We start from the raw sequence: 18,610 nt of genomic DNA, 5'->3' as shown, positions 1-18,610 counted from the left end.
CCATGACTGACATCGCCACCATGGTTGCGCCCGAAAGGCAGCGCCTCGACGACGGCATCGCGTCCGCGAGCCGCGCGCTGCTCGATGTCCAGAAGCCGGATCGCCATTGGGTATTTGAGCTTGAGGCCGACGTCACCATTCCGGCCGAATACATTCTGATGCGGCACTATTTCGCCGAACCGGTCGACACCGTGCTTGAAGGCAAGATCGCCAAATATCTGCGCCGCATGCAGAACGACAATGGAGGCTGGTCGCTGTTCTACGGCCACGAGTTCGACATGAGTGCCAGCGTGAAGGCGTATTACGCGCTGAAGATGGCCGGAGACTCGCCGGACGCCCCGCACATGAAGAAAGCGCGCGAGACGATGCTGGCGCGGGGCGGGGCGGTCAAAGCCAACGTCTTCACGCGCATTATGCTGGCGCTGTTTGGCCAGCTCGAATGGAAGGCTGTGCCGGTGATGCCGGTGGAAATCATGCTGCTGCCGCGCTGGTTTCCGTTTCATCTCACCAAGATTTCCTACTGGGCGCGCACTGTCATCGTGCCGCTCCTGGTGCTGATGACGCTGAAGCCGCGCGCGCGGAATCCGCTGGGGATCGGCGTACGCGAATTGTTCATCGAGGACCCGAAGACCATCGGCCCGACGCCGAAGGCGGCGCACCAGAGTCAGGTGTGGTTCACGAGCTTCGACATCATCGACCGCGTGCTGCGTCTTGCCGATCCGTTCTTTCCCAAGGCGATGCGTCAACGCGCGATCAGGAAGGCGGAGGAATTCGTTACCGAACGCCTCAACGGCGTCGATGGTTTGGGCGCGATCTTCCCGGCGATGGTCAACAGCGTCATGATGTACGACGTGCTCGGCTATCCTCCGGACGATCCGAACCGTGCGCTCGCGCGTGAATCGGTCGAGCGGCTCTTGGTCATCAAGGACGACGAAGCTTACTGTCAGCCCTGCGTCTCGCCGGTGTGGGACACCGCGCTTGCGGCGCATGCGATGATCGAAAGCGGGCAGGCCGCCGATCTGGAAGCGGCGAAGGCCGCGCTCGACTGGCTCTTGCCGCGTCAGGTGCTCGACGTGAAGGGCGACTGGGCGGACAAGCGGCCGGACGTGCGGCCCGGCGGCTGGGCCTTCCAGTACAACAACGCGCATTATCCCGACCTCGATGACACCGCCGTTGTCGTGATGGCGATGGACCGCGTGCGCCGGATGGACGGCACTACGAAATACGACGACGCAATCGCGCGGGCCAAGGAATGGATCCTCGGGCTGCAGAGCGTGGACGGCGGCTGGGCGGCGTTCGATGCCGACAACCTCGAATACTATCTCAACAACATTCCGTTCGCGGACCATGGCGCGTTGCTCGATCCGCCGACCGATGACGTCACCGCGCGCTGCCTATCGATGCTGGCGCAACTCGGCGATACGCTGGAGACCAGCGAGCCGATGCGCCGCGCGGTCGCGTATCTGCGGAAGACGCAACTGGCCGACGGCTCCTGGTTCGGCCGCTGGGGCATCAATTACATCTACGGAACATGGTCGGCGCTCTGTGCCCTGAATGCCGCGGGCGTGCCCCACGACGACCCGATGATCGCCAAGGCGGCCGACTGGCTGGAGGCGATCCAGAACGCCGATGGCGGCTGGGGCGAGGACGGCAACAGCTACCGGCTGGATTACAAAGGATACGAGCGATATGCGACCACGGCGTCACAGACCGCCTGGGCGACGCTCGCCCTGATGGCGGCAGGACGGGTTGATCGTCCTGCTACCAAGAATGGTATTAATAATCTTATGCAATCTCAGGGGGTGGACGGATTCTGGCAGGAGCCAGATTACACCGGCGGTGGGTTCCCCCGTGTGTTCTATTTGCGATACCACGGATATTCTAAGTTCTTCCCCTTGTGGGCGATGGCCAGATATAGGAATTTGCGCAGCAGCAACAGCCGGTTCGTAGGGGCTGGAATGTGAGCGAGATGGCCGTCGAAGACTCCGCACAGCAGACCGAGAAACCGGTTCTTATCGTCACCGGATTGAAGCAGGAGGCCCGCATTGCCGCGGGCCCCGGCCTGACGGTGATTTGTAGCTCCAGCAATCCGGTCCAGCTCCGCGAGATGATGATGTCGTTCGATCCCGCGAGCATCAGCGGGATCGTCTCCTTCGGTGTGGCCGGCGGGTTGAGCCCGAAGTTGCGTTCGGGTGACATTGTCATCGCTTCCGAGATCGTCGCGGCCAAAGGCCGCTGGCTCGCCGCCGAGGGTTTGAGCCAGGCTTTGTACGGCCTGCCGGAAGGCGAACATCGTATCGTGCGCGGCATTCTCGCCGGCGTGGAGGAGGTCGTGCTCGGCAGCAAGGCCAAGGCCGCGCTGCGTGCGACGACCGGTGCCGATGCCGTCGATATGGAAAGCCATATCGCGGCCCGTTATGCCGACCAGCATAGCCTGCCGTTCGCAGCCTTGCGCGTCATCAGCGACCCGGCGCACCGCGCGCTGCCCGAGATCGCGGCGGCCGCGCTGAAGGCCAATGGCGATGTCGATGTCTGGAAGGTGATGCGCGGCATCGCGCGTCGTCCTTCGCAGATTCGTGCGCTGGTACATTCGGGACGCGACTTCAATCGCGCGTTGCGCGGCCTGCGCAGCTATCGCAGCCGGCTCGATGGAGCGTCCAGCTTCCGCGTTGCCGAGGCGGCGGAGTAGGCGAGCCTCGCAGAGGTTGAATCTCCCTGCTATCGCCTTGAGGCGGCTCTATCGTGCGACGATAGATATTTTATTTTCCCTTTCGAATAAGCCTGAATCCCGCTAGACGGTGCTCGTCATGATCACGAGCACTTTCAATTATTACGTTTCACATATCGATGATATCGATGGATGGCTTGATAAAACCACGGCCATCATTTCCAACGCATTGATGCAGCATCAGAGCGCTGTCGGGCTGTCGGGTCCGATCTGCGAAATCGGCGTCCATTGCGGCAAGTATTTCATCGCGCTCGCCTGCGGGTTGTGCCCGAACGAAAAGGCCATCGCGATCGACCTGTTTGAAAATAGGCAAAAGAACATCGACCATTGCGGTCTCGGCGAGCGTGGCGTGTTCGATCGGAACGTCGAACACTTCCTCTATCCGCCGTCCATCACCGTCATTTCGGCGAACTCCACAAAACTGGATGTTCACGACATTTCCAGACACGGTGCTATTCGCTTTTTCTCCGTCGATGGTGGGCATACCGAAGCGACCACCGCGAGCGATCTTCATCTGGCGGAACAGTCGATCGCGACAGGCGGCATCGTCGCGCTGGACGACATCCTGAATCAGGACGGGACCGGCGTGATCAGCGGGTATGTGCGCTATCGGCAGGAGGGCGGCAGTCTGCGTGCTTTCGCGCTGGTGCCCAACAAGCTGCTGCTGACGGATGAAGGCTCGGCTGCGTCCTACAAGAATTTCATGCGAACGAAGTTCGCCTGCTTTGCCGGCCGGCGGGACATGGAATTCATCGGCGACATCGTCGATCTCTACGTGACGCTTCCGTCATCGAATTCCGGATGGCTGTCGTGGATAAAGGCGAAGATCCATGGGAAAATCAGGCAATCGTCTTACCTTGACGGCGCGCCAGGCTTTCGTTTGACGTGAAGCCGCGGAGCAGGTGATCGTCGTCAGCCGGCAGAACAATAAAAAAGCCCCGGATCGCTCCGGGGCTTTTTCACATTCGTATGTCCGTGAATCAGGCGGCGGTCGAAGCGTCTGCAGCCGGGGCTGCCTTGGCGGCGGCGAGCTTCGCAGCCTTGGCTTCGGCTTCCTTGGCCTCGTCGGCGCGAATCTCGGACAGGCGCTTCTGCACCTCGGAGGAGAACACGTACTGCGCCGGGCGCTGTTTGGAGAGATCGATCTCCGGCGCCATCGGGCCTTCGGTCTTGATGCCGCGCAACGAGACCCACATGGCTTTCAACGGGTTGGAGATTGCGGCATTGGCCGCGGTTGGCTCGTAGCCACAATGCGCCATGCAGTTCGCGCACTTCTCGTACTTGCCGGTGCCGTAGGAATCCCAGTCGGTGGTTTCCATCAGCTCCTTGAAGGTCTGCACGTAGCCTTCGCCGAGCAGGTAGCAGGGCTTCTGCCAGCCGAAGATGTTGCGTGCGGGCATGCCCCACGGCTCGCAATGGAAGTCCTGGTTGCCGGCGAGGAAGTCGAGGAACAGGCTCGAGTGCATGAAATTCCACTTCTTGCCCTTGCCGCGCGCGAACACGCCGCGGAACAGCTCCTTGGTCTTCTTGCGGTTGAGGAAGTGCTCCTGGTCCGGCGCGCGCTCATAGGCGTAGCCCGGTGAGATCGAGACGCCGACGCCGAGCTCGGTGGTGAAATCCAGAAACTTCGCAATTTCCTCGGCCGGATAGTTGTCGAAGATCGTCGCGTTGACGTTGACGGTGAAGCCGCGTGCCTTCGCCGCCTTGATCGCGGAGACGGCGCGGTCGAACACGCCCTGTTGGCACACCGACTGGTCGTGATGCTCCTTCAGGCCGTCGAGATGGACGGAGAAGAACAGGTACGGCGAGGGCTCGAACAGATCGAGCTTCTTCTCGAGCAGCAGCGCGTTGGTGCAGAGCGAGACGAACTTCTTGCGCGCGACGAGGCCGCGCACGATCTCGCCGATCTCCTTGTGGATCAGCGGCTCGCCACCCGGAATGGCAACCATCGGCGCGCCGCATTCCTCGGCGGCGTCCCAGCATTCCTGCGCGCTCATGCGGCGGTTCAGGATCGCATCGGGATAATCGATCTTGCCGCAGCCCGCACAGGCGAGGTTGCAGCGGAACAGGGGTTCCAGCATCAGCACGAGTGGATAGCGTTTCCGGCCGAGAAGCTTCTGCTTCATCAGGTAGGAACCGATCTTGATTTCCTTGAAAAATGGTATGGCCATGAAGAAGCGTCTTTCCGATTAGAGCTGTGCTCCGGCTCTGACCGATGTCAGCTCCGGCGGCAGCTTGAACTCGATGTTTTCCTCGCGTCCTGGCACCACATCCACCGTCACGGGGGCGATGCGGCGAAGGGCGTCGATCACGTCATCGACAAGGACTTCCGGAGCGGATGCCCCGGCGGTGATTCCGACCGTTTTGACGCCGCGGAGCCACTCCGGATTGAGTTGGCTGCCGTCGGCGATCAGATAGCTCGGGACACCGACTTCGGTGCCGATTTCGCGCAAACGGTTGGAGTTGGAACTGTTGGTCGCGCCGACAACAAGGATCAGGTCGACGAGCTTGCTGAGGTCGCGAACCGAGGACTGTCGATTCTGTGTAGCATAGCAGATATCGCGGGTGTCGGGTCCCTCAAGATCGGGAAACCGCTCTGCGAGAGCCGCAATGATGTCCTTGGTGTCGTCGACGCTGAGCGTGGTCTGGGTGATGTAGGCGACCGGCGCATCGCTCGGAATGTCGAGCCGCGCGACGTCTTCCACGCTCTGCACCAGCGTCACCGGGCCGGGGACCTGACCCATGGTGCCGACCACCTCCGGGTGGCCCTCATGGCCGATCAGCACCAGTTGCCGGCCCTTGCCGACATAGCGCTTGCCCTGATTGTGGACCTTGGAGACGAGCGGGCAGGTGGCGTCCAGCACCGGAAGGTTACGCGAAGCAGCTTCGGCTTCTACGCTCTTGGCGACGCCATGCGCGCTGAACACGGTGATGGCGTTGTCCGGCACTTCGTGGACGTCTTCCACGAACACCGCGCCCTTCGCCTTGAGGCTTTCGACCACGTACTTGTTGTGGACGATCTCGTGGCGGACATAGACCGGCGGGCCATACTTCTCCAGCGCGCGTTCGACGATTTCGATCGCACGCACCACGCCCGCGCAGAAGCCGCGCGGCTGGGCCAGCAGGACCTGAAGTGTGGTCGGAGTAGGGATCTTGTTAAGCAAGCTGCACCGCGTTGATTTCGTTTTCACGGCCGAGCGCCTCGAACACGCGCTTAACGATGCCCTTGGCATCGAGACCGGCCTTTGCGTACATCGCAGCGGGGCTGTCCTGGTCGATGAAGACGTCCGGCAGCACCATCGAGCGAACCTTCAGGCCCTTGTCGAGAGCGCCCGCCTCGGCGAGCGTGTGGAGCACCTGCGCGCCGAAGCCGCCGATAGCGCCTTCCTCGATGGTGATGAGAACATCGTGGTCGCGCGCAAGTTGCAGCACCAGATCGGTATCGATCGGTTTTGCGAAGCGCGCATCGGCGACCGTTGTGGTCAGCCCGTGCGATTTCAGAATGTCGGCAGCCTTCAGCGATTCATTGAGCCGTGTGCCGAGCGACAGGATCGCCACCGACGAGCCTTCGCGCACGATGCGGCCCTTGCCGATTTCGAGCGGAACGCCTTCGGAAGGGAGATCGACGCCGACACCGTCGCCGCGCGGGAAGCGGAAGGCGGAGGGGCGGTCGTTGATGCCGGCGGCGGTCGCGACCATGTGCACGAGTTCGGCTTCGTCCGACGCGGCCATGATGACCATGTCGGGCAGGCAGCCGAGATAAGCGAGGTCGAACGAGCCTGCATGCGTCGGTCCATCGGCGCCGACGAGACCGGCGCGGTCGATCACGAAGCGCACCGGCAGTTTCTGAATCGCGACGTCATGCACCACCTGATCGTAGGCGCGTTGCAGGAAGGTCGAGTAGATCGCGACGAACGGCTTCATGCCTTCGGTGGCAAGGCCCGCAGCGAACGTCACTGCATGCTGTTCGGCGATGCCGACGTCGAACGTACGCTCGGGATAGACCTTCTGGAAAATATCGATGCCGGTACCTGACGGCATCGCGGCGGTGATGCCGATGATCTTCTCGTCCTTCTCGGCGAGCTTGACCAGCGCATTGCCGAACACGCTCGTGTAGGAGGGCGCGTTGGCCTTTGCCTTGTTCTGCTTGCCGGTGGCGACATCGAATTTAACGACGCCGTGGTACTTATCCTTGGCCGTCTCGGCGTGGCTGTAGCCCTTGCCCTTCTGCGTCACGACATGGATCAGCGTCGGGCCGACCTTGGAGTCGCGGACGTTCTTCAGCACCGGGAGCAGATGGTCGAGGTTGTGGCCGTCGATCGGGCCGACATAGTAGAAGCCAAGCTCCTCGAACAGCGTGCCGCCCGAGAGCATGCCGCGGGCGTATTCCTCGGCGCGCTGCGCGCCCTTTTCGACGAATTTCGGCAGCCGCTTGGCAACCTGCTTGCCGATCTCGCGCAGCGACCGATAGGTGTTGCTGGAGGTCAGCCGCGACAGGTAGGACGACATCGCGCCGACCGGCGGGGCGATCGACATTTCGTTGTCGTTGAGGATGACGATCAGTCGCGAATCCATCGCGCCTGCATTGTTCATCGCCTCATAGGCCATGCCGGCGGACATCGCGCCGTCGCCGATCACGGCGATCACGTTGTTGTTGGCGCCCGACAGGTCGCGGGCCACCGCCATGCCCAGACCGGCGGAGATCGAGGTGGAGGAGTGCGCGGTGCCGAAGCAGTCGTATTCACTCTCGGCGCGCTTGGTGAATCCGGACAAGCCGCCACCTTGCCGAAGCGTGCGAATCCGGTCACGTCGGCTGGTCAGAATCTTGTGAGGATAAGCTTGATGGCCGACATCCCAGATGATGCGGTCCTCGGGCGTATTAAAAACATGATGTAACGCGACAGTGAGTTCCACCACGCCAAGGCCTGAGCCGAGATGGCCGCCCGTTACCGCAACCGTATTGATGGTTTCCGCGCGCAGCTCCTGTGCCACCTGTGCCAGCTCGCTTTCTTTGAGCTTGCGCAAATCGGAGGGACAGTTGATCTGGTCGAGCAACGGTGTGGATGAGGTCATTGGGGGAGATCCGAACTGTACAAGAACAAGACGTGAACGGCGAGGAAGTGTATCATTAAGGCAGCTATGACGCAGTAGTTCCCGGCAATTTTCCGCCTTATGCCATGATTATGTGTCCAATGGGCACCTATCCAGCAGGTCAGAGTTAATCCGCTGGCCTACCTAAAACGCGCAATCCCTCAACCTGATCGCTTCAAATAGAAAGAAAACCTGTGCTGACAAGGATAATTGTCTCTTTGGTCAAGACTTGTACGCGCCATGCATGGCTTACCGTACTTCTTGGCGTTATTTTGGCAGTCATAGCCGGTATATATGCATCGCACAATTTTGCGATTTCGACCGACGTCAACAAGCTGATCTCCGAAAACCTGCCTTGGCGGCAGCGTGAACTGGCCTATGAGAAGGCATTTCCGGGCCGAAACGAGCTGATTATCGCGGTTGTTGAGGCTGCGACCCCGGAATTGGCCGCCCAGGCGAGCGCGGCGTTGGAGCAAAAACTCGCACCGCAGACCGATAAATTCACCTCGGTGGTCCGCCCGGCGGATACCCCGTTTTTCCAGAATAACGGACTTTTGTTCTTGTCCACGGCCGAGGTCGGCAAGATCACCGGCCAGTATACGGCGGCCCAGCCGTTTTTTGACATCCTGCATGACGATCCGAGCATCCGAGGTCTGACCGGCGTGCTCCAGACCGCGCTGCAAGGCGTGGAGCGCGGCAAGCTGCCGCGCGAGGGGCTGGCGCGGCCGCTCAATCTCGTCTCCGAGAGTCTTGAGCAGATCCTCATGACCGGCAGCGGCACCTTTTCCTGGCGGCAACTCACCAGCAACGAGCCGTTGACGCCCTCTGACCTGCGTTCGCTTATCCTGATCCAGCCGATCCTCGACTATCAGGCGCTCGAGCCCGGCAAGGTCGCAACCGACGCGATCCGGCAGGCGGCGAGCGATCTGTCGTTCGACAAGAATTTTCACGCTCGCGTGCGCCTGACCGGCCCGGTGCCGATCGCCAACGAGGAATTCGGCACGGTACAGGATGGCGCGCTGGAAAACGGCATCGCAACGATCCTGATCGTGATCTTCATCCTGTGGCTTGCGCTGCATTCGCCGCGGATCATTCTGGCGGTGCTGATCACACTCGCCATCGGCTTGTCGGTGACGACGGCGGTGGCATTGCTGATCGCGCAGTCGTTCAATCTGATATCGATCGCGTTCTTCGTGCTATTCGTCGGTCTCGGCGTCGATTTCGGAATCCAGTACAGCGTCCGCTACAGATCGGATCGTTACGACGTCCCCGATCTGCAGGAGGCGCTGGAGGCGGCGGCCAAACATGCCGCGGTGCCGCTGACGCTCGCCGCCGTGGCGACCGCCGCAGGCTTCCTGTCGTTCCTGCCGACGCATTACAAAGGCGTGTCCGAACTCGGCAAGATCGCCGGTGCGGGCATGCTGATCGCGTTCTTCATGGCGGTGACGGTGCTGCCCGCGCTGTTGAAGCTGTTCAACCCGCCGGGCGAAAAGGAGCCTGTCGGCTACGCCTTCCTCGCGCCGGTCGACAAGTTTCTGGAAGACCACCGCATTGGCATCGTCGCGACCACGCTCGGCGTGGCGACGCTCGGCCTGCCGCTATTGTACTTCCTGCATTTCGACTTCAACCCGATGAACCTGCGCAGCCCGAAGGTGGAGTCGATCGCGACCTATCTCGACCTGCGCCGCGATCCGACCACCGCGACCAATGCTGTAGAGGTATTGGCGCCGTCACTTGCGGCGGCGAAGGAGGCCGAACAGCGGCTGGCGAAACTGCCGGAAGTGTCCCGCACTACGACGTTGGACAGTTTCGTGCCGGAGGATCAGCAGGCCAAGCTCGGCTTGATCCGCCGTGCCGCGGGCGCGCTCGATCCAATCTTCAGATCGCAGCCCGGTGCTGCGGCGGAGGATTTCGACAACGTTGCGGCGCTGACGGACGCCGCCGCAGCCCTCAAGCGCACGGCCGGAAAGTCTTCGCCCGAAGTCGCGGCCGCCGCCAACCGGCTTGCGGGCGATCTGACCCGGCTCGCGCAATCCGACAAATCGGTGCGCGACAAGACCGCGGAGATATTCCTGTCGCCGTATCACACGCTGGTGGAGCAGGTTCGCAATTCGCTGAAGGCCCAGCCGATCACGCTGAAAAACCTGCCGCCTGAACTCGTCGCGGACTGGATGACGCCGGATGGGCGCGCGCGCGTCGAGGCGCAGCCGAAGGGTGATCCGAACGACAACGAGACGCTGCGCAAGTTTGCGGCGGCGGTTCAGAAGGTCGAGCCGACTGCGGTCGGCGGACCGATCTCGATTCTGGAATCGGGCCACACCATCGTCATGGCGTTCATTCAGGCAGGCTGCTGGGCGCTCCTGTCGATCGGTGTCCTTTTGTACATCGTTCTGCGGCGGTTCACCGACGTGCTGTTGACGCTGGTGCCGCTCATTCTTGCGGGCGTGGTGACGCTGGAGATCTGCGTCCTCATCGGAATGCCGCTGAATTTTGCCAACATCATTGCGCTGCCGCTGCTGCTCGGTGTCGGCGTCGCGTTCAAGATCTATTACGTGACGGCGTGGCGGGCAGGGCACGTCAAGCTGCTGCAATCGAGCCTGACGCGCGCGATCTTCTTCAGTGCGATGACGACCGCGACGGCATTCGGCAGCCTGTGGCTGTCGAGCCATCCCGGCACGTCGAGCATGGGCAAGCTGATGGCGCTGTCGCTGGTGACGACGCTCGCGGCGGCGGTGCTGTTTCAGCCGGCCCTAATGGGCCGCCCCCGCGATGTCGGGGAGAAGACAGATGTCGGAGACTGAACCGGGAGCCGGGGGCGTCGTTGCTGCCGCTCCCGGCATCGGGGCGGGAGCCTTCTGACCGATGGTCCGCGGAACGCTGCCGGTCGCTTTCGTGCCGGTATGTGGTGTCCCGGCGTGCGGCGTGGCTGGATTGGCGGCCATCGGCGTGACCGGCTCGGGCACGCGCGTCCACGTCTCGCCGCCGCACAGGAAGCCGAGCACGCAGCCCTCGACCTTCAACTGGTTCGGTGACGACAACTTGATCGAGGACTCGTAGGTTTTGCCGTCCTTGGCGTTATAGATGTGGCCGTTCCACTTGCCCTTCTCGTCCTCGTCCTTCTGCATGTCGAGAAGAACCGGCATGCCGAGGGTGGGGCGACTGCGCTTGGTTTTGTCCGGGTTCTTGCTGTCCACACCGCCCGGCGTCTTTTCCGTGGCGACGACGCCCCAGAGGTGGCCGTTGCAGTCGGCGATGCGGATGGTGGCCACGCCTTCCTTAACCAGCCATTCGCCGGGGATTTCGGCGGCATGGGCAATACCCGCGACTGAACCCATGGCACCGAATAAGACTATCGCCGAACAAGCTAATTTTCGCATGAATCCTCGCGCAGGCTGCAAACGAAAGTAAACCGTAATTTCACGGGGCGTTCCATCCGGCCACCGTGGGCCGCGACGCTTTTTTCGGTTGACGAGCGACCCATCAAACGACGTATGTACTGCATGGTGAAAGCAAATCTAGACATTTCCGAGATAGTCGCCGATCGCCAGTTTCAGCGTGGTGCGCTCCATACGAGGTATCTGAACGAGCAACTCGTCCGGGTTCTCAAAACCATTGGTTACGACGTCGGGTTCCAGCGCGGGCAGGGGCAATACCTCTTCGATCGCGACAATGCGCGCTACCTCGATCTCCTCAGCGGCTTCGGGGTGTTCGCGCTCGGCCGTAACCATCCCGTGATTCGCGATGCCCTGAAAAGCGTGCTCGACAGCGAATTCGCCAATCTCGTTCAACTCGACATTTCCACGCTCGCCGGAGTTCTGGCCGAGCGTCTGATCGCGCATGTGCCTTATCTTGATAAGGTGTTTTTCGCGAATTCGGGGACGGAATGTGTCGAAGCCGCGATCAAATTTGCGCGCGGTGCGACCGGACGGACCGGCATCGTCTATTGCGACCACGGCTATCACGGCCTGACCTATGGCTCGCTGTCGCTGACCGATGACGCGAATTTCCGTGGCGGCTTTGGCCCGCTGCTGCCTGATTGCTCGGTGATCCCTTTCAACGACCTCGAGGCGCTGGAGAAGGCGCTGATGTCGCGGCAGGTTGCGGCCTTCATCGTCGAGCCGGTGCAGGGCAAGGGCGTCAACATTCCGAGCGACGACTATCTGCCGGGCGTAGCCGCGCTCTGCAAGAAATACGGCACGATCTTCGTCGCCGACGAAATCCAGTGCGGCCTCGGCCGCACCGGACGCTTCCTCGCGGTCGAGCACTGGAATGTCGAGCCGGACATGGTGCTGCTGTCGAAGTCGCTCTCAGGCGGCCATGTGCCGGTCGGCGCGGTGCTGATGCGCAAGGCGATCTTCGACAAGATCTTCGATCGCATGGATCGCGCCGTCGTTCACGGCTCGACCTTCGCCAAGAACGATCTCGCGATGGCTGCAGGCATCGCCACGCTTGAGGTGCTGAAGTCCGAGAAGGTGATCGAGAATGCCGAGCGTTGCGGCAACCGCATCGTCAGCACGCTCAATGCGATGATCCCGCGTTACGAGCTTCTCAAGAACGTGCGCGGCAAGGGACTGATGATCGGCGTCGAGTTCGGCCCGCCGAAATCCTTCGCGCTCAAGGCGTCTTGGAATCTGCTGGAATCGGCGAGCAAGGGACTGTTCTGCCAGCTCATCACCATTCCGCTGTTCAAGGACCACAAGATCCTGACCCAGGTCGCGGGTCATGCGAGCCATACGGTGAAGATGCTGCCGCCGCTCATCATCACCGATGAGGACTGCGCGTGGATCGAGAAATCGTTCGATGACGTGATCGCCGCGAGCCATCGCGTCCCCGGCGCGGTGTGGTCGCTCGGCAAGACGCTGATGGACAACGCTGTGCGCAAGTCGGCGTAATGCGTTTCTCAGTTTAGGATTGCCATTCCGGGATGGGCCCTGAAGGGGACCGGACCCGGAATCTCTCTCGGTATCGATGCGGACTCGCCGCACCGGATTCCGGGTCGCTCGCGAAGCTGCTCGCGCCCCGACAAGACCGCGCGTGTTGCTTACTTACCGCCGGTGACGTCGAGGAACGTGCCGGTGATGAAGGACGCCTCGCTACTGGCCAGCCACAGGATCGCCTTCGCCACCTCTTCAGGCTGACCGCCTCGCCCAAGAGGGATCGTGTCCTTGACGCGATCCACGCGGTTCGGCTCGCCGCCGCTGGCATGCATCTCGGTGTAAATGTGGCCGGGGCGAATGCAGTTGACGCGGATGCCCTCGCGCGCGACTTCCTTGGCGAAGCCCGTCGTGAATGTCTCGAGGGCGCCCTTTGATGCGGCGTAGTCGATATATTCGTTGGGACTGCCGAGCCGCGCCGCTGCCGACGAGATGTTGACGATCACGCCGCCGCGCCCGTTGTGTCGGTGTGACATACGCTTCGCTGCCTGCTGTGCGCAGAGAATCGGGCCGATTGCGTTGACTGCGAAAATACGCTGCATCCGCTCGAATTCGAGGTCCTCCAGCCGGGACTGCTTTGCAATGATCGCCGCATTGTTCACGAGCACGTCGAGCCGCCCGAATTTCTGGTCAATTGCGGCGAAAAGCTGAGCGATTTGCTTCGGGTCTGCGCTGTCTGCGCGCACGGCCAATGCGCGGCGTCCGACGGCTTCCACATCGTGCACCACTGCAAGAGCGGCAGACTCATTGGAGATAAAGCTGATCGCGACATCGTAGCCCTGTGCCGCAGCAAGCCGTGCCGTTGCCGCGCCGACACCGCGACCGCCACCCGTTATCAAAATAAGCTGCGCTTGTTCCATCTCGCGGACCTTTCATGGTGGGTGGGCTTGAATCGGGGGATGTGCGGATCAAGTCCTGTTTAACGTAGAAGGGCCGGGGACAGCAAAAAGCCGCCGCATCGATGATGCGGCGGCTTTTTGTTTGTCCGGATATCGCAGGCGATCTTACTGACCGTGGCTGATCAGAACGCCATCACACGTCTTGCTGATCTTGGGACGATGCTGCTGCAAACAGGAGAGGATCACGAGGTCCGACTGATCCATCACGGAGCGGCAATAACGCGAAACGTCCTTCGCGCAAGCCTTCTGCTCCTCGGGCGTGCCGCTGCGGGCCTGCCCCTGTGCCATGACCGCAGCCGTCGAGGACGCAAGCAATGCGGCAACGAGAAGTGTTCTGATCATTTTCGTCCTTTGTCTGATGGCGGTGCGATTCGCACTATAGAGGCCATGGAGATGAATACCAAACGCAACCGGCAAGCACCGTCTTCGCTCGCCGGTTTTACGCGCGTTGTGCAGATCAAATGTGGCAGCAATCGTAGTGCTGTATTCGACGATTTTCCTAGCGGTTGTCCGCAAGGATGAATGAGGAACCTTTTTCGGCGATCATGGCGGTGGGTGTGTTGGTGTTCCCCGAGGTGATGGTCGGCATCACCGAGGCGTCGATCACGCGCAGCCGCTCGATTCCGAAGAATCGCAGACGTTCATCGACCACCGCGAGCGGATCGCTCGGCAGTCCCATTTTCGCGGTTCCCACTGGATGGAAGATGGTGGTGCCGATATCGCCGGCGGCCTTTGCGAGCGAAGCATCGTCGTCGCCGACGGAAGGGCCGGGGAGGTATTCCTCAGGATTGTAGGCCACCATCGCGGGTTGTTTCATCATCTTGCGTGTCACGCGGATCGCATCGGCAGCGACCTTGCGGTCCGCGTCGGTCGACAGATAGTGCGGTGCGATGATCGGCTTTTCGTCAGGCGCTGCGGATCGCAACCTGATCTCGCCGCGCGAGGTCGGACGCAGATTGCACGCGCTGAGTGTGATGGCGGGAAAATCGTGCAGCGGATCGCCGAACTTGTCGAGCGACAGCGGTTGTGCGTGAAACTGGATGTTGGCGCGTTCGTGCTCTGGGCTCGACCGCGTGAAGATTCCGAGCTGCGAGGGTGCCATTGTCAGCGGCCCGCGCCGCCGCAGCGCATAATCGATGCCCATCCATGCGCGCTGGACCAGCGAAGCGTAAACCTCGTTGAGGGTCTTGATGCCCTGGACCTTGTAAATCGCGCGCTGTTGCAGGTGGTCCTGTAGATTGCGCCCGACGCCCTGACGGTCGAGAACGGTTTCGATGCCGAGTGGCTCCAGCCATTCGCGCGGTCCGATGCCGGAGCGATGCAGGATCTGCACCGAGCCGATTGATCCCGACGTGAGGATGACTTCGCCCTTGGCACGGGCCTCGAATGTCTTGCCGTCGCGGCTGTAGCGGACGCCGACCGCGCGGCCGTTCTCGATGATAAGCTTATCGACCAGCACATTGGTCTCCAGCCGCAGGTTCGGGCGGTTCAGTGCGGGCTTGAGAAAGCCGCGCGCCGACGACCAGCGCCGTCCGCGCTTCTGGTTGACCTGAAAATAGCTGGAGCCTTCATTGTCGCCGGTGTTGAAGTCGGGAATCTTGCGGATACCCATCTGTTCGGCGGCGTTTGCGATGGCGTCGAGCACGTCCCATGAAATACGCGGCGGCTCGATCCGCCATCCGCCGCCCGCGCCGTGATATTCGGTCGCACCGAGGTAATGATCCTCAAGCGACTTGAACGATTTCAGCACGTCATCCCAGCCCCAGCCATTGAGGCCGAGCTGACGCCAGTGATCGTAGTCCGCAGCCTGGCCGCGCATCGACACCATCGCGTTGATCGCGGAGCAGCCGCCGATCACCTTGCCGCGCGGATAATGCAGCGAGCGGCCGTTGAGGCCGGGCTCCGGTTCGGTGCGAAACATCCAGTCGGAGCGCGGATTGCCGATGGCGAACAGATAGCCGACCGGAATGTGAAACCAGATCCAGTTATCGCGTCCCCCGGCCTCCAGTGTCAGCACCCGGTTTTTCGGGTCGGCGGACAATCGGTTGGAGACAATGCAGCCGGCAGTGCCGGCGCCTACGACAATATAGTCATAGTCACCTTCGAGAAGATCGGTCATGGGGGAGCCTTCGGCATTTTCAAACGTCATGTGGTCTTAACGCGCAGATTCGCGGCACGCCATTGCACTTTGAGCCAGAGGCACGGGCATGTTACCTTTGTGCGTCGCACTCTTTTCAGGTTCGCCGAATGCCGATCGTCAATCGCATCTCCGAATTCCAGCCCGAGATCACCGCGTGGCGGCGTGAACTGCATGCGCACCCCGAGCTGATGTACGAGGTGCACCGGACGGCGGAGTTCGTGGCGGCGAAATTGCGCGAATTCGGCTGCGACGAGGTGGCGACCGGGATCGGACGCACCGGCGTGGTCGGGCGCATCAAGGGCCGCAAGCCCGCGCAAGGTGACGGCATCAAGGTGGTCGCCCTGCGTGCCGACATGGACGCGCTGCCGATCGAGGAAGAAACCGGCGCGCCGTATCGCTCGACCGTGCCGGGCCGCATGCATGCTTGCGGCCATGATGGCCACACCGCGATGCTGCTCGGTGCTGCGCGTTATCTCACCGAGACGCGCAATTTTGCGGGCGAAGCGGTGGTGGTGTTTCAACCCGCCGAAGAAGGCGGTGCGGGTGCTGCTGCGATGCTCGACGACGGTCTGGTGGAAAAATACGGCATCGATGAAATCTATGGGATGCACAATTCTCCCGGCATGGCGGTGGGGACGTTCGCGTTGCGCGCCGGCCCGGCCATGGCCTCGACCGATCATGTCGACATCGAGATCGAAGGCGCCGGTGGTCATGCTGCCGCACCGCACAAGGCGATCGACCCGGTGCTGGCCGGTTCGCAACTGATCGTTGCGTTGCAGTCCATCGTCTCGCGGGCCGCCGATCCTCTGGAGGCGGCGGTGATCTCGATCTGCCAGTTCAAGGCGGGCGATGCACGTAACGTCATCCCGCAGACCGCGACGCTGATCGGCACGGTGCGCACGCTTACGCCGCAGATGCGCGACATGGTCGAGAAGCGGGTGCGGGAGATTGCAGCCGGCATTGCGACGCAGAGCGGGGCGAAGATCGCCGTGGATTATCGGCGCGGCTATCCGGTGCTGGTGAATCATGCCGGACAAACCGATATCGCGGCGCAGGTGGCAGGCGAGGTCGCCGGGCAGGGGCGGGTCAGCCTCGGTATTCCGCCTTTGATGGCGGCGGAGGATTTCGCCTACATGCTGCAGGCGCGTCCGGGGGCATTCATCTTTCTCGGCAACGGCGACAGCGCCGGCTGGCACCACCCGGCGTTCGATTTCAACGACGACGCCATCGTTTTCGGGACGTCCTACTGGGTCCGGCTGGTGGAAACCCGGCTTCCTGCCTGAATCGGCCGAGAATCGTGATTTTTCGGATGTTTTGAAGGTTTTCGCCGGGCCGCCGGGCAGCGGAATTAACACATAATCGAAGAAGTGATCGGAATTCCTCCCGCCCACGATGTTTTGGATTGTCGAAAAGCCAAAACCGGCCCTATAGACGGCCGGGTTGACGGGATACCGTCACACTTGGGTTGCGACCGTCGGGCCATAATCATGGCAGTCTTTTCTTCTTTCACGGGATCGTTCGCGTGCTGGATCACCGCCCTTCCTTGAAGGATATCATTGCCCGGATCGGGCCCAAGCGGGCCGTGTTCGGTCTTTGCGCCGTGCTGGGCGCTGGTGCTGTGATTTACGGCGGCGTCCATCTTCTGTCTCCGGACCCGCAACTGTCCGACATTTCCAGCAAGGCGGCCCGCGATCCGACCCGCTACAAGCCGACGGCGGTGGAATGGGCGAGCCTGACGGTGATGCCTGCCACGCAAAAGGTGTTCCGCGCCGAGCACATCACCGAAGGCAAGATTTCCATCGACGAGGATCGCTCCACCCAGGTGTTCTCGCCCTACACCGGGCGTGTGACGAAACTCTTGGTGCGCGCGGGCGATCATGTCGAGCAGGGGCAGCCTCTGTTCGTGCTCGAGGCCACCGACACCGTGCAGGCCCAGAACGAGTTTATCGCGGCGCTGACCGCGACCAACAAGGCGCGGTCAGCGCTCGATCTCGCGCAGACGCAGGGCAAGCGCGCCAAGGAATTGTTCGACGGCAAGGCCGTTCCGCTGAAGGACTACCAGTCCGCTCAGGCGACGGAGGTGCAGGCGGAAAACGACATGCGTTCGGCGCAGACGGCGCTTGAAGCGTCACGCAACCGCCTGAAGATTCTCGGCCTGAGCGATGCCGCCATCGCCTCCTTCCAGGACAAGGGCAGCATCAATCCGGAGTTGACCGTCGTGTCGCCCATCGCGGGCACCGTGGTCCAGCGCAAGGTCGGGCCGGGGCAATACATCAACGCGGGCGCGACTGATCCTGTTTTCGTGATCGGCGATCTGTCGACCGTGTGGCTGACCGGCTATGTCCGCGAGGTGGACGCCGACGATGTCGCGGTAGGACAGGACGTCTCCTTCACCGTTTTGTCGTCGCCGGGGCGTACGCGCACCGCGCGGATCAATTATGTCGCGACCGCGATCGATCCGGTGACACGGCGGCTGACCATCCGCGCCACTATCGACAATTCCGACGGCAGCCTGAAGCCGGAAATGTTCGCCAACGTCACGATCTTTTCGCCGGGCGACCATCCTGCGGTGGCGGTGCCGAAGCAGGCCCTGATCTACGAGGCGGAGAATGTCCGGCTTTGGGTCGCGCATGACAACAAGACCATCGAATTGCGTCCGGTGAAGGTCGGCCTGTCGAGCGGCAATCTTGTCGAGGTGACGGAAAACCTCCGTCCCGGCGAGCAGGTCGTCGTCAAGGGCGGGCTGTTCATCGACCGTGCCGCGTCCGGCAGCTAATAATGGCTCAATCCATCCGCCGATGCCGCAGCGCGCGGCCAA

At 61.9% G+C, this 18,610-nt stretch carries 14 protein-coding genes; 7 read left to right on the top strand and 7 right to left on the bottom strand.

The features are described from left to right. Positions 1-2 precede the first annotated feature (2 nt). The 3 genes from shc to AC1RNA_RS14350 all read left to right on the top strand — a co-directional run bounded on the left by shc (position 3) and on the right by AC1RNA_RS14350 (position 3,617). The gene (gene shc / locus AC1RNA_RS14360; RefSeq protein ID WP_492951530.1) at positions 3-1,964 is read left to right on the top strand and encodes a squalene--hopene cyclase; all 1,962 of its coding nucleotides are present in this window, start codon (positions 3-5) and stop codon (positions 1,962-1,964) included. Between the two features lie 5 nt (positions 1,965-1,969). Beyond that, positions 1,970-2,689: a phosphorylase gene (locus AC1RNA_RS14355; protein WP_492951529.1), complete on the top strand. Its 720-nt coding sequence runs from the start codon at positions 1,970-1,972 to the stop codon at positions 2,687-2,689. A gap of 118 nt (positions 2,690-2,807) precedes the next feature. After that, the gene (locus AC1RNA_RS14350; protein ID WP_492951528.1) at positions 2,808-3,617 is read left to right on the top strand and encodes a class I SAM-dependent methyltransferase; all 810 of its coding nucleotides are present in this window, start codon (positions 2,808-2,810) and stop codon (positions 3,615-3,617) included. Between the two features lie 91 nt (positions 3,618-3,708). Here AC1RNA_RS14350 and hpnH read toward each other — a convergent pair whose 3' ends face one another. The 3 genes from hpnH to dxs are packed head-to-tail and all read right to left on the bottom strand — an operon-like array spanning position 3,709 to position 7,801. Further along, positions 3,709-4,899 carry an adenosyl-hopene transferase HpnH gene (gene hpnH, locus AC1RNA_RS14345; protein ID WP_048756437.1) on the bottom strand — a complete coding sequence of 397 codons (1,191 nt, stop codon included), beginning with the start codon at positions 4,897-4,899 and terminating at the stop codon, positions 3,709-3,711. 18 nt (positions 4,900-4,917) lie between these two features. Continuing rightward, positions 4,918-5,892: a 4-hydroxy-3-methylbut-2-enyl diphosphate reductase gene (gene ispH / locus AC1RNA_RS14340; protein WP_040298224.1), complete on the bottom strand. Its 975-nt coding sequence runs from the start codon at positions 5,890-5,892 to the stop codon at positions 4,918-4,920. Continuing rightward, a complete protein-coding gene (gene dxs / locus AC1RNA_RS14335) occupies positions 5,885-7,801 on the bottom strand; it encodes a 1-deoxy-D-xylulose-5-phosphate synthase (protein WP_009338948.1) in 1,917 nt (638 codons plus the stop codon). The genes ispH and dxs overlap by 8 nt, the downstream gene beginning before the upstream one ends. Before the next feature lie 212 nt (positions 7,802-8,013). Here dxs and hpnN point away from each other — a divergent pair, with 212 nt between their 5' ends. Then, on the top strand, positions 8,014-10,620 hold the full coding sequence (gene hpnN, locus AC1RNA_RS14330) for a hopanoid transporter HpnN (RefSeq protein WP_492951527.1): 2,607 nt from the start codon (positions 8,014-8,016) through the stop codon (positions 10,618-10,620). Here the strand turns inward: hpnN and AC1RNA_RS14325 are convergent. Then, a complete protein-coding gene (locus AC1RNA_RS14325) occupies positions 10,570-11,196 on the bottom strand; it encodes a DUF2147 domain-containing protein (RefSeq protein WP_048756431.1) in 627 nt (208 codons plus the stop codon). The two genes, hpnN and AC1RNA_RS14325, sit on opposite strands and share 51 nt — an antisense overlap. A 123-nt stretch (positions 11,197-11,319) precedes the next feature. Between AC1RNA_RS14325 and AC1RNA_RS14320 the strand changes: the two genes are divergently transcribed. Continuing rightward, a complete protein-coding gene (locus AC1RNA_RS14320) occupies positions 11,320-12,711 on the top strand; it encodes an aspartate aminotransferase family protein (RefSeq protein WP_009338951.1) in 1,392 nt (463 codons plus the stop codon). Between the two features lie 149 nt (positions 12,712-12,860). Here the strand turns inward: AC1RNA_RS14320 and AC1RNA_RS14315 are convergent, their stop codons facing one another. From AC1RNA_RS14315 to AC1RNA_RS14305, 3 genes are all read right to left on the bottom strand, one after another. Beyond that, entirely contained in the window at positions 12,861-13,613 is a 753-nt protein-coding gene (locus tag AC1RNA_RS14315; RefSeq protein ID WP_009338952.1) for a glucose 1-dehydrogenase, read from the bottom strand. A 144-nt stretch (positions 13,614-13,757) separates the two neighbouring features. Continuing rightward, on the bottom strand, positions 13,758-13,994 hold the full coding sequence (locus tag AC1RNA_RS14310; RefSeq protein ID WP_009338953.1) for a hypothetical protein: 237 nt from the start codon (positions 13,992-13,994) through the stop codon (positions 13,758-13,760). Positions 13,995-14,151: 157 nt separating this feature from the next. After that, a complete protein-coding gene (locus AC1RNA_RS14305) occupies positions 14,152-15,771 on the bottom strand; it encodes a GMC family oxidoreductase (protein ID WP_492951526.1) in 1,620 nt (539 codons plus the stop codon). Positions 15,772-15,899: 128 nt separating this feature from the next. On the opposite strand from AC1RNA_RS14305, the gene AC1RNA_RS14300 reads away from it, so the two are divergent. Together AC1RNA_RS14300 and AC1RNA_RS14295 are read left to right on the top strand one after the other, a co-directional pair. Then, positions 15,900-17,075: a M20 aminoacylase family protein gene (locus AC1RNA_RS14300; RefSeq protein ID WP_492951525.1), complete on the top strand. Its 1,176-nt coding sequence runs from the start codon at positions 15,900-15,902 to the stop codon at positions 17,073-17,075. 272 nt (positions 17,076-17,347) lie between these two features. Continuing rightward, a complete protein-coding gene (locus AC1RNA_RS14295; protein ID WP_197083252.1) occupies positions 17,348-18,568 on the top strand; it encodes an efflux RND transporter periplasmic adaptor subunit in 1,221 nt (406 codons plus the stop codon). Positions 18,569-18,610 lie beyond the last annotated feature (42 nt).

This window comes from Afipia sp. GW821-FHT14H12, from assembly GCF_058803465.1.
Note: the sequence above shows the minus strand (reverse complement) of the source record. Positions and strands in the feature narration are given on the sequence as shown.

Bases quoted from the DNA above. Each gene is read 5' to 3' on its own strand.
- shc (WP_492951530.1), top strand. From the start codon at position 3: ATGACTGACATCGCCACCATGGTTGCGCCCGAAAGGCAGCGCCTCGAC.
- AC1RNA_RS14355 (WP_492951529.1), top strand. From the start codon at position 1,970: ATGGCCGTCGAAGACTCCGCACAGCAGACCGAGAAACCGGTTCTTATC.
- AC1RNA_RS14350 (WP_492951528.1), top strand. From the start codon at position 2,808: ATGATCACGAGCACTTTCAATTATTACGTTTCACATATCGATGATATC.
- hpnH (WP_048756437.1), bottom strand. From the start codon at position 4,899: ATGGCCATACCATTTTTCAAGGAAATCAAGATCGGTTCCTACCTGATG.
- dxs (WP_009338948.1), bottom strand. From the start codon at position 7,801: ATGACCTCATCCACACCGTTGCTCGACCAGATCAACTGTCCCTCCGAT.
- AC1RNA_RS14325 (WP_048756431.1), bottom strand. From the start codon at position 11,196: ATGCGAAAATTAGCTTGTTCGGCGATAGTCTTATTCGGTGCCATGGGT.
- AC1RNA_RS14320 (WP_009338951.1), top strand. From the start codon at position 11,320: ATGGTGAAAGCAAATCTAGACATTTCCGAGATAGTCGCCGATCGCCAG.
- AC1RNA_RS14315 (WP_009338952.1), bottom strand. From the start codon at position 13,613: ATGGAACAAGCGCAGCTTATTTTGATAACGGGTGGCGGTCGCGGTGTC.
- AC1RNA_RS14310 (WP_009338953.1), bottom strand. From the start codon at position 13,994: ATGATCAGAACACTTCTCGTTGCCGCATTGCTTGCGTCCTCGACGGCT.
- AC1RNA_RS14305 (WP_492951526.1), bottom strand. From the start codon at position 15,771: ATGACCGATCTTCTCGAAGGTGACTATGACTATATTGTCGTAGGCGCC.
- AC1RNA_RS14300 (WP_492951525.1), top strand. From the start codon at position 15,900: ATGCCGATCGTCAATCGCATCTCCGAATTCCAGCCCGAGATCACCGCG.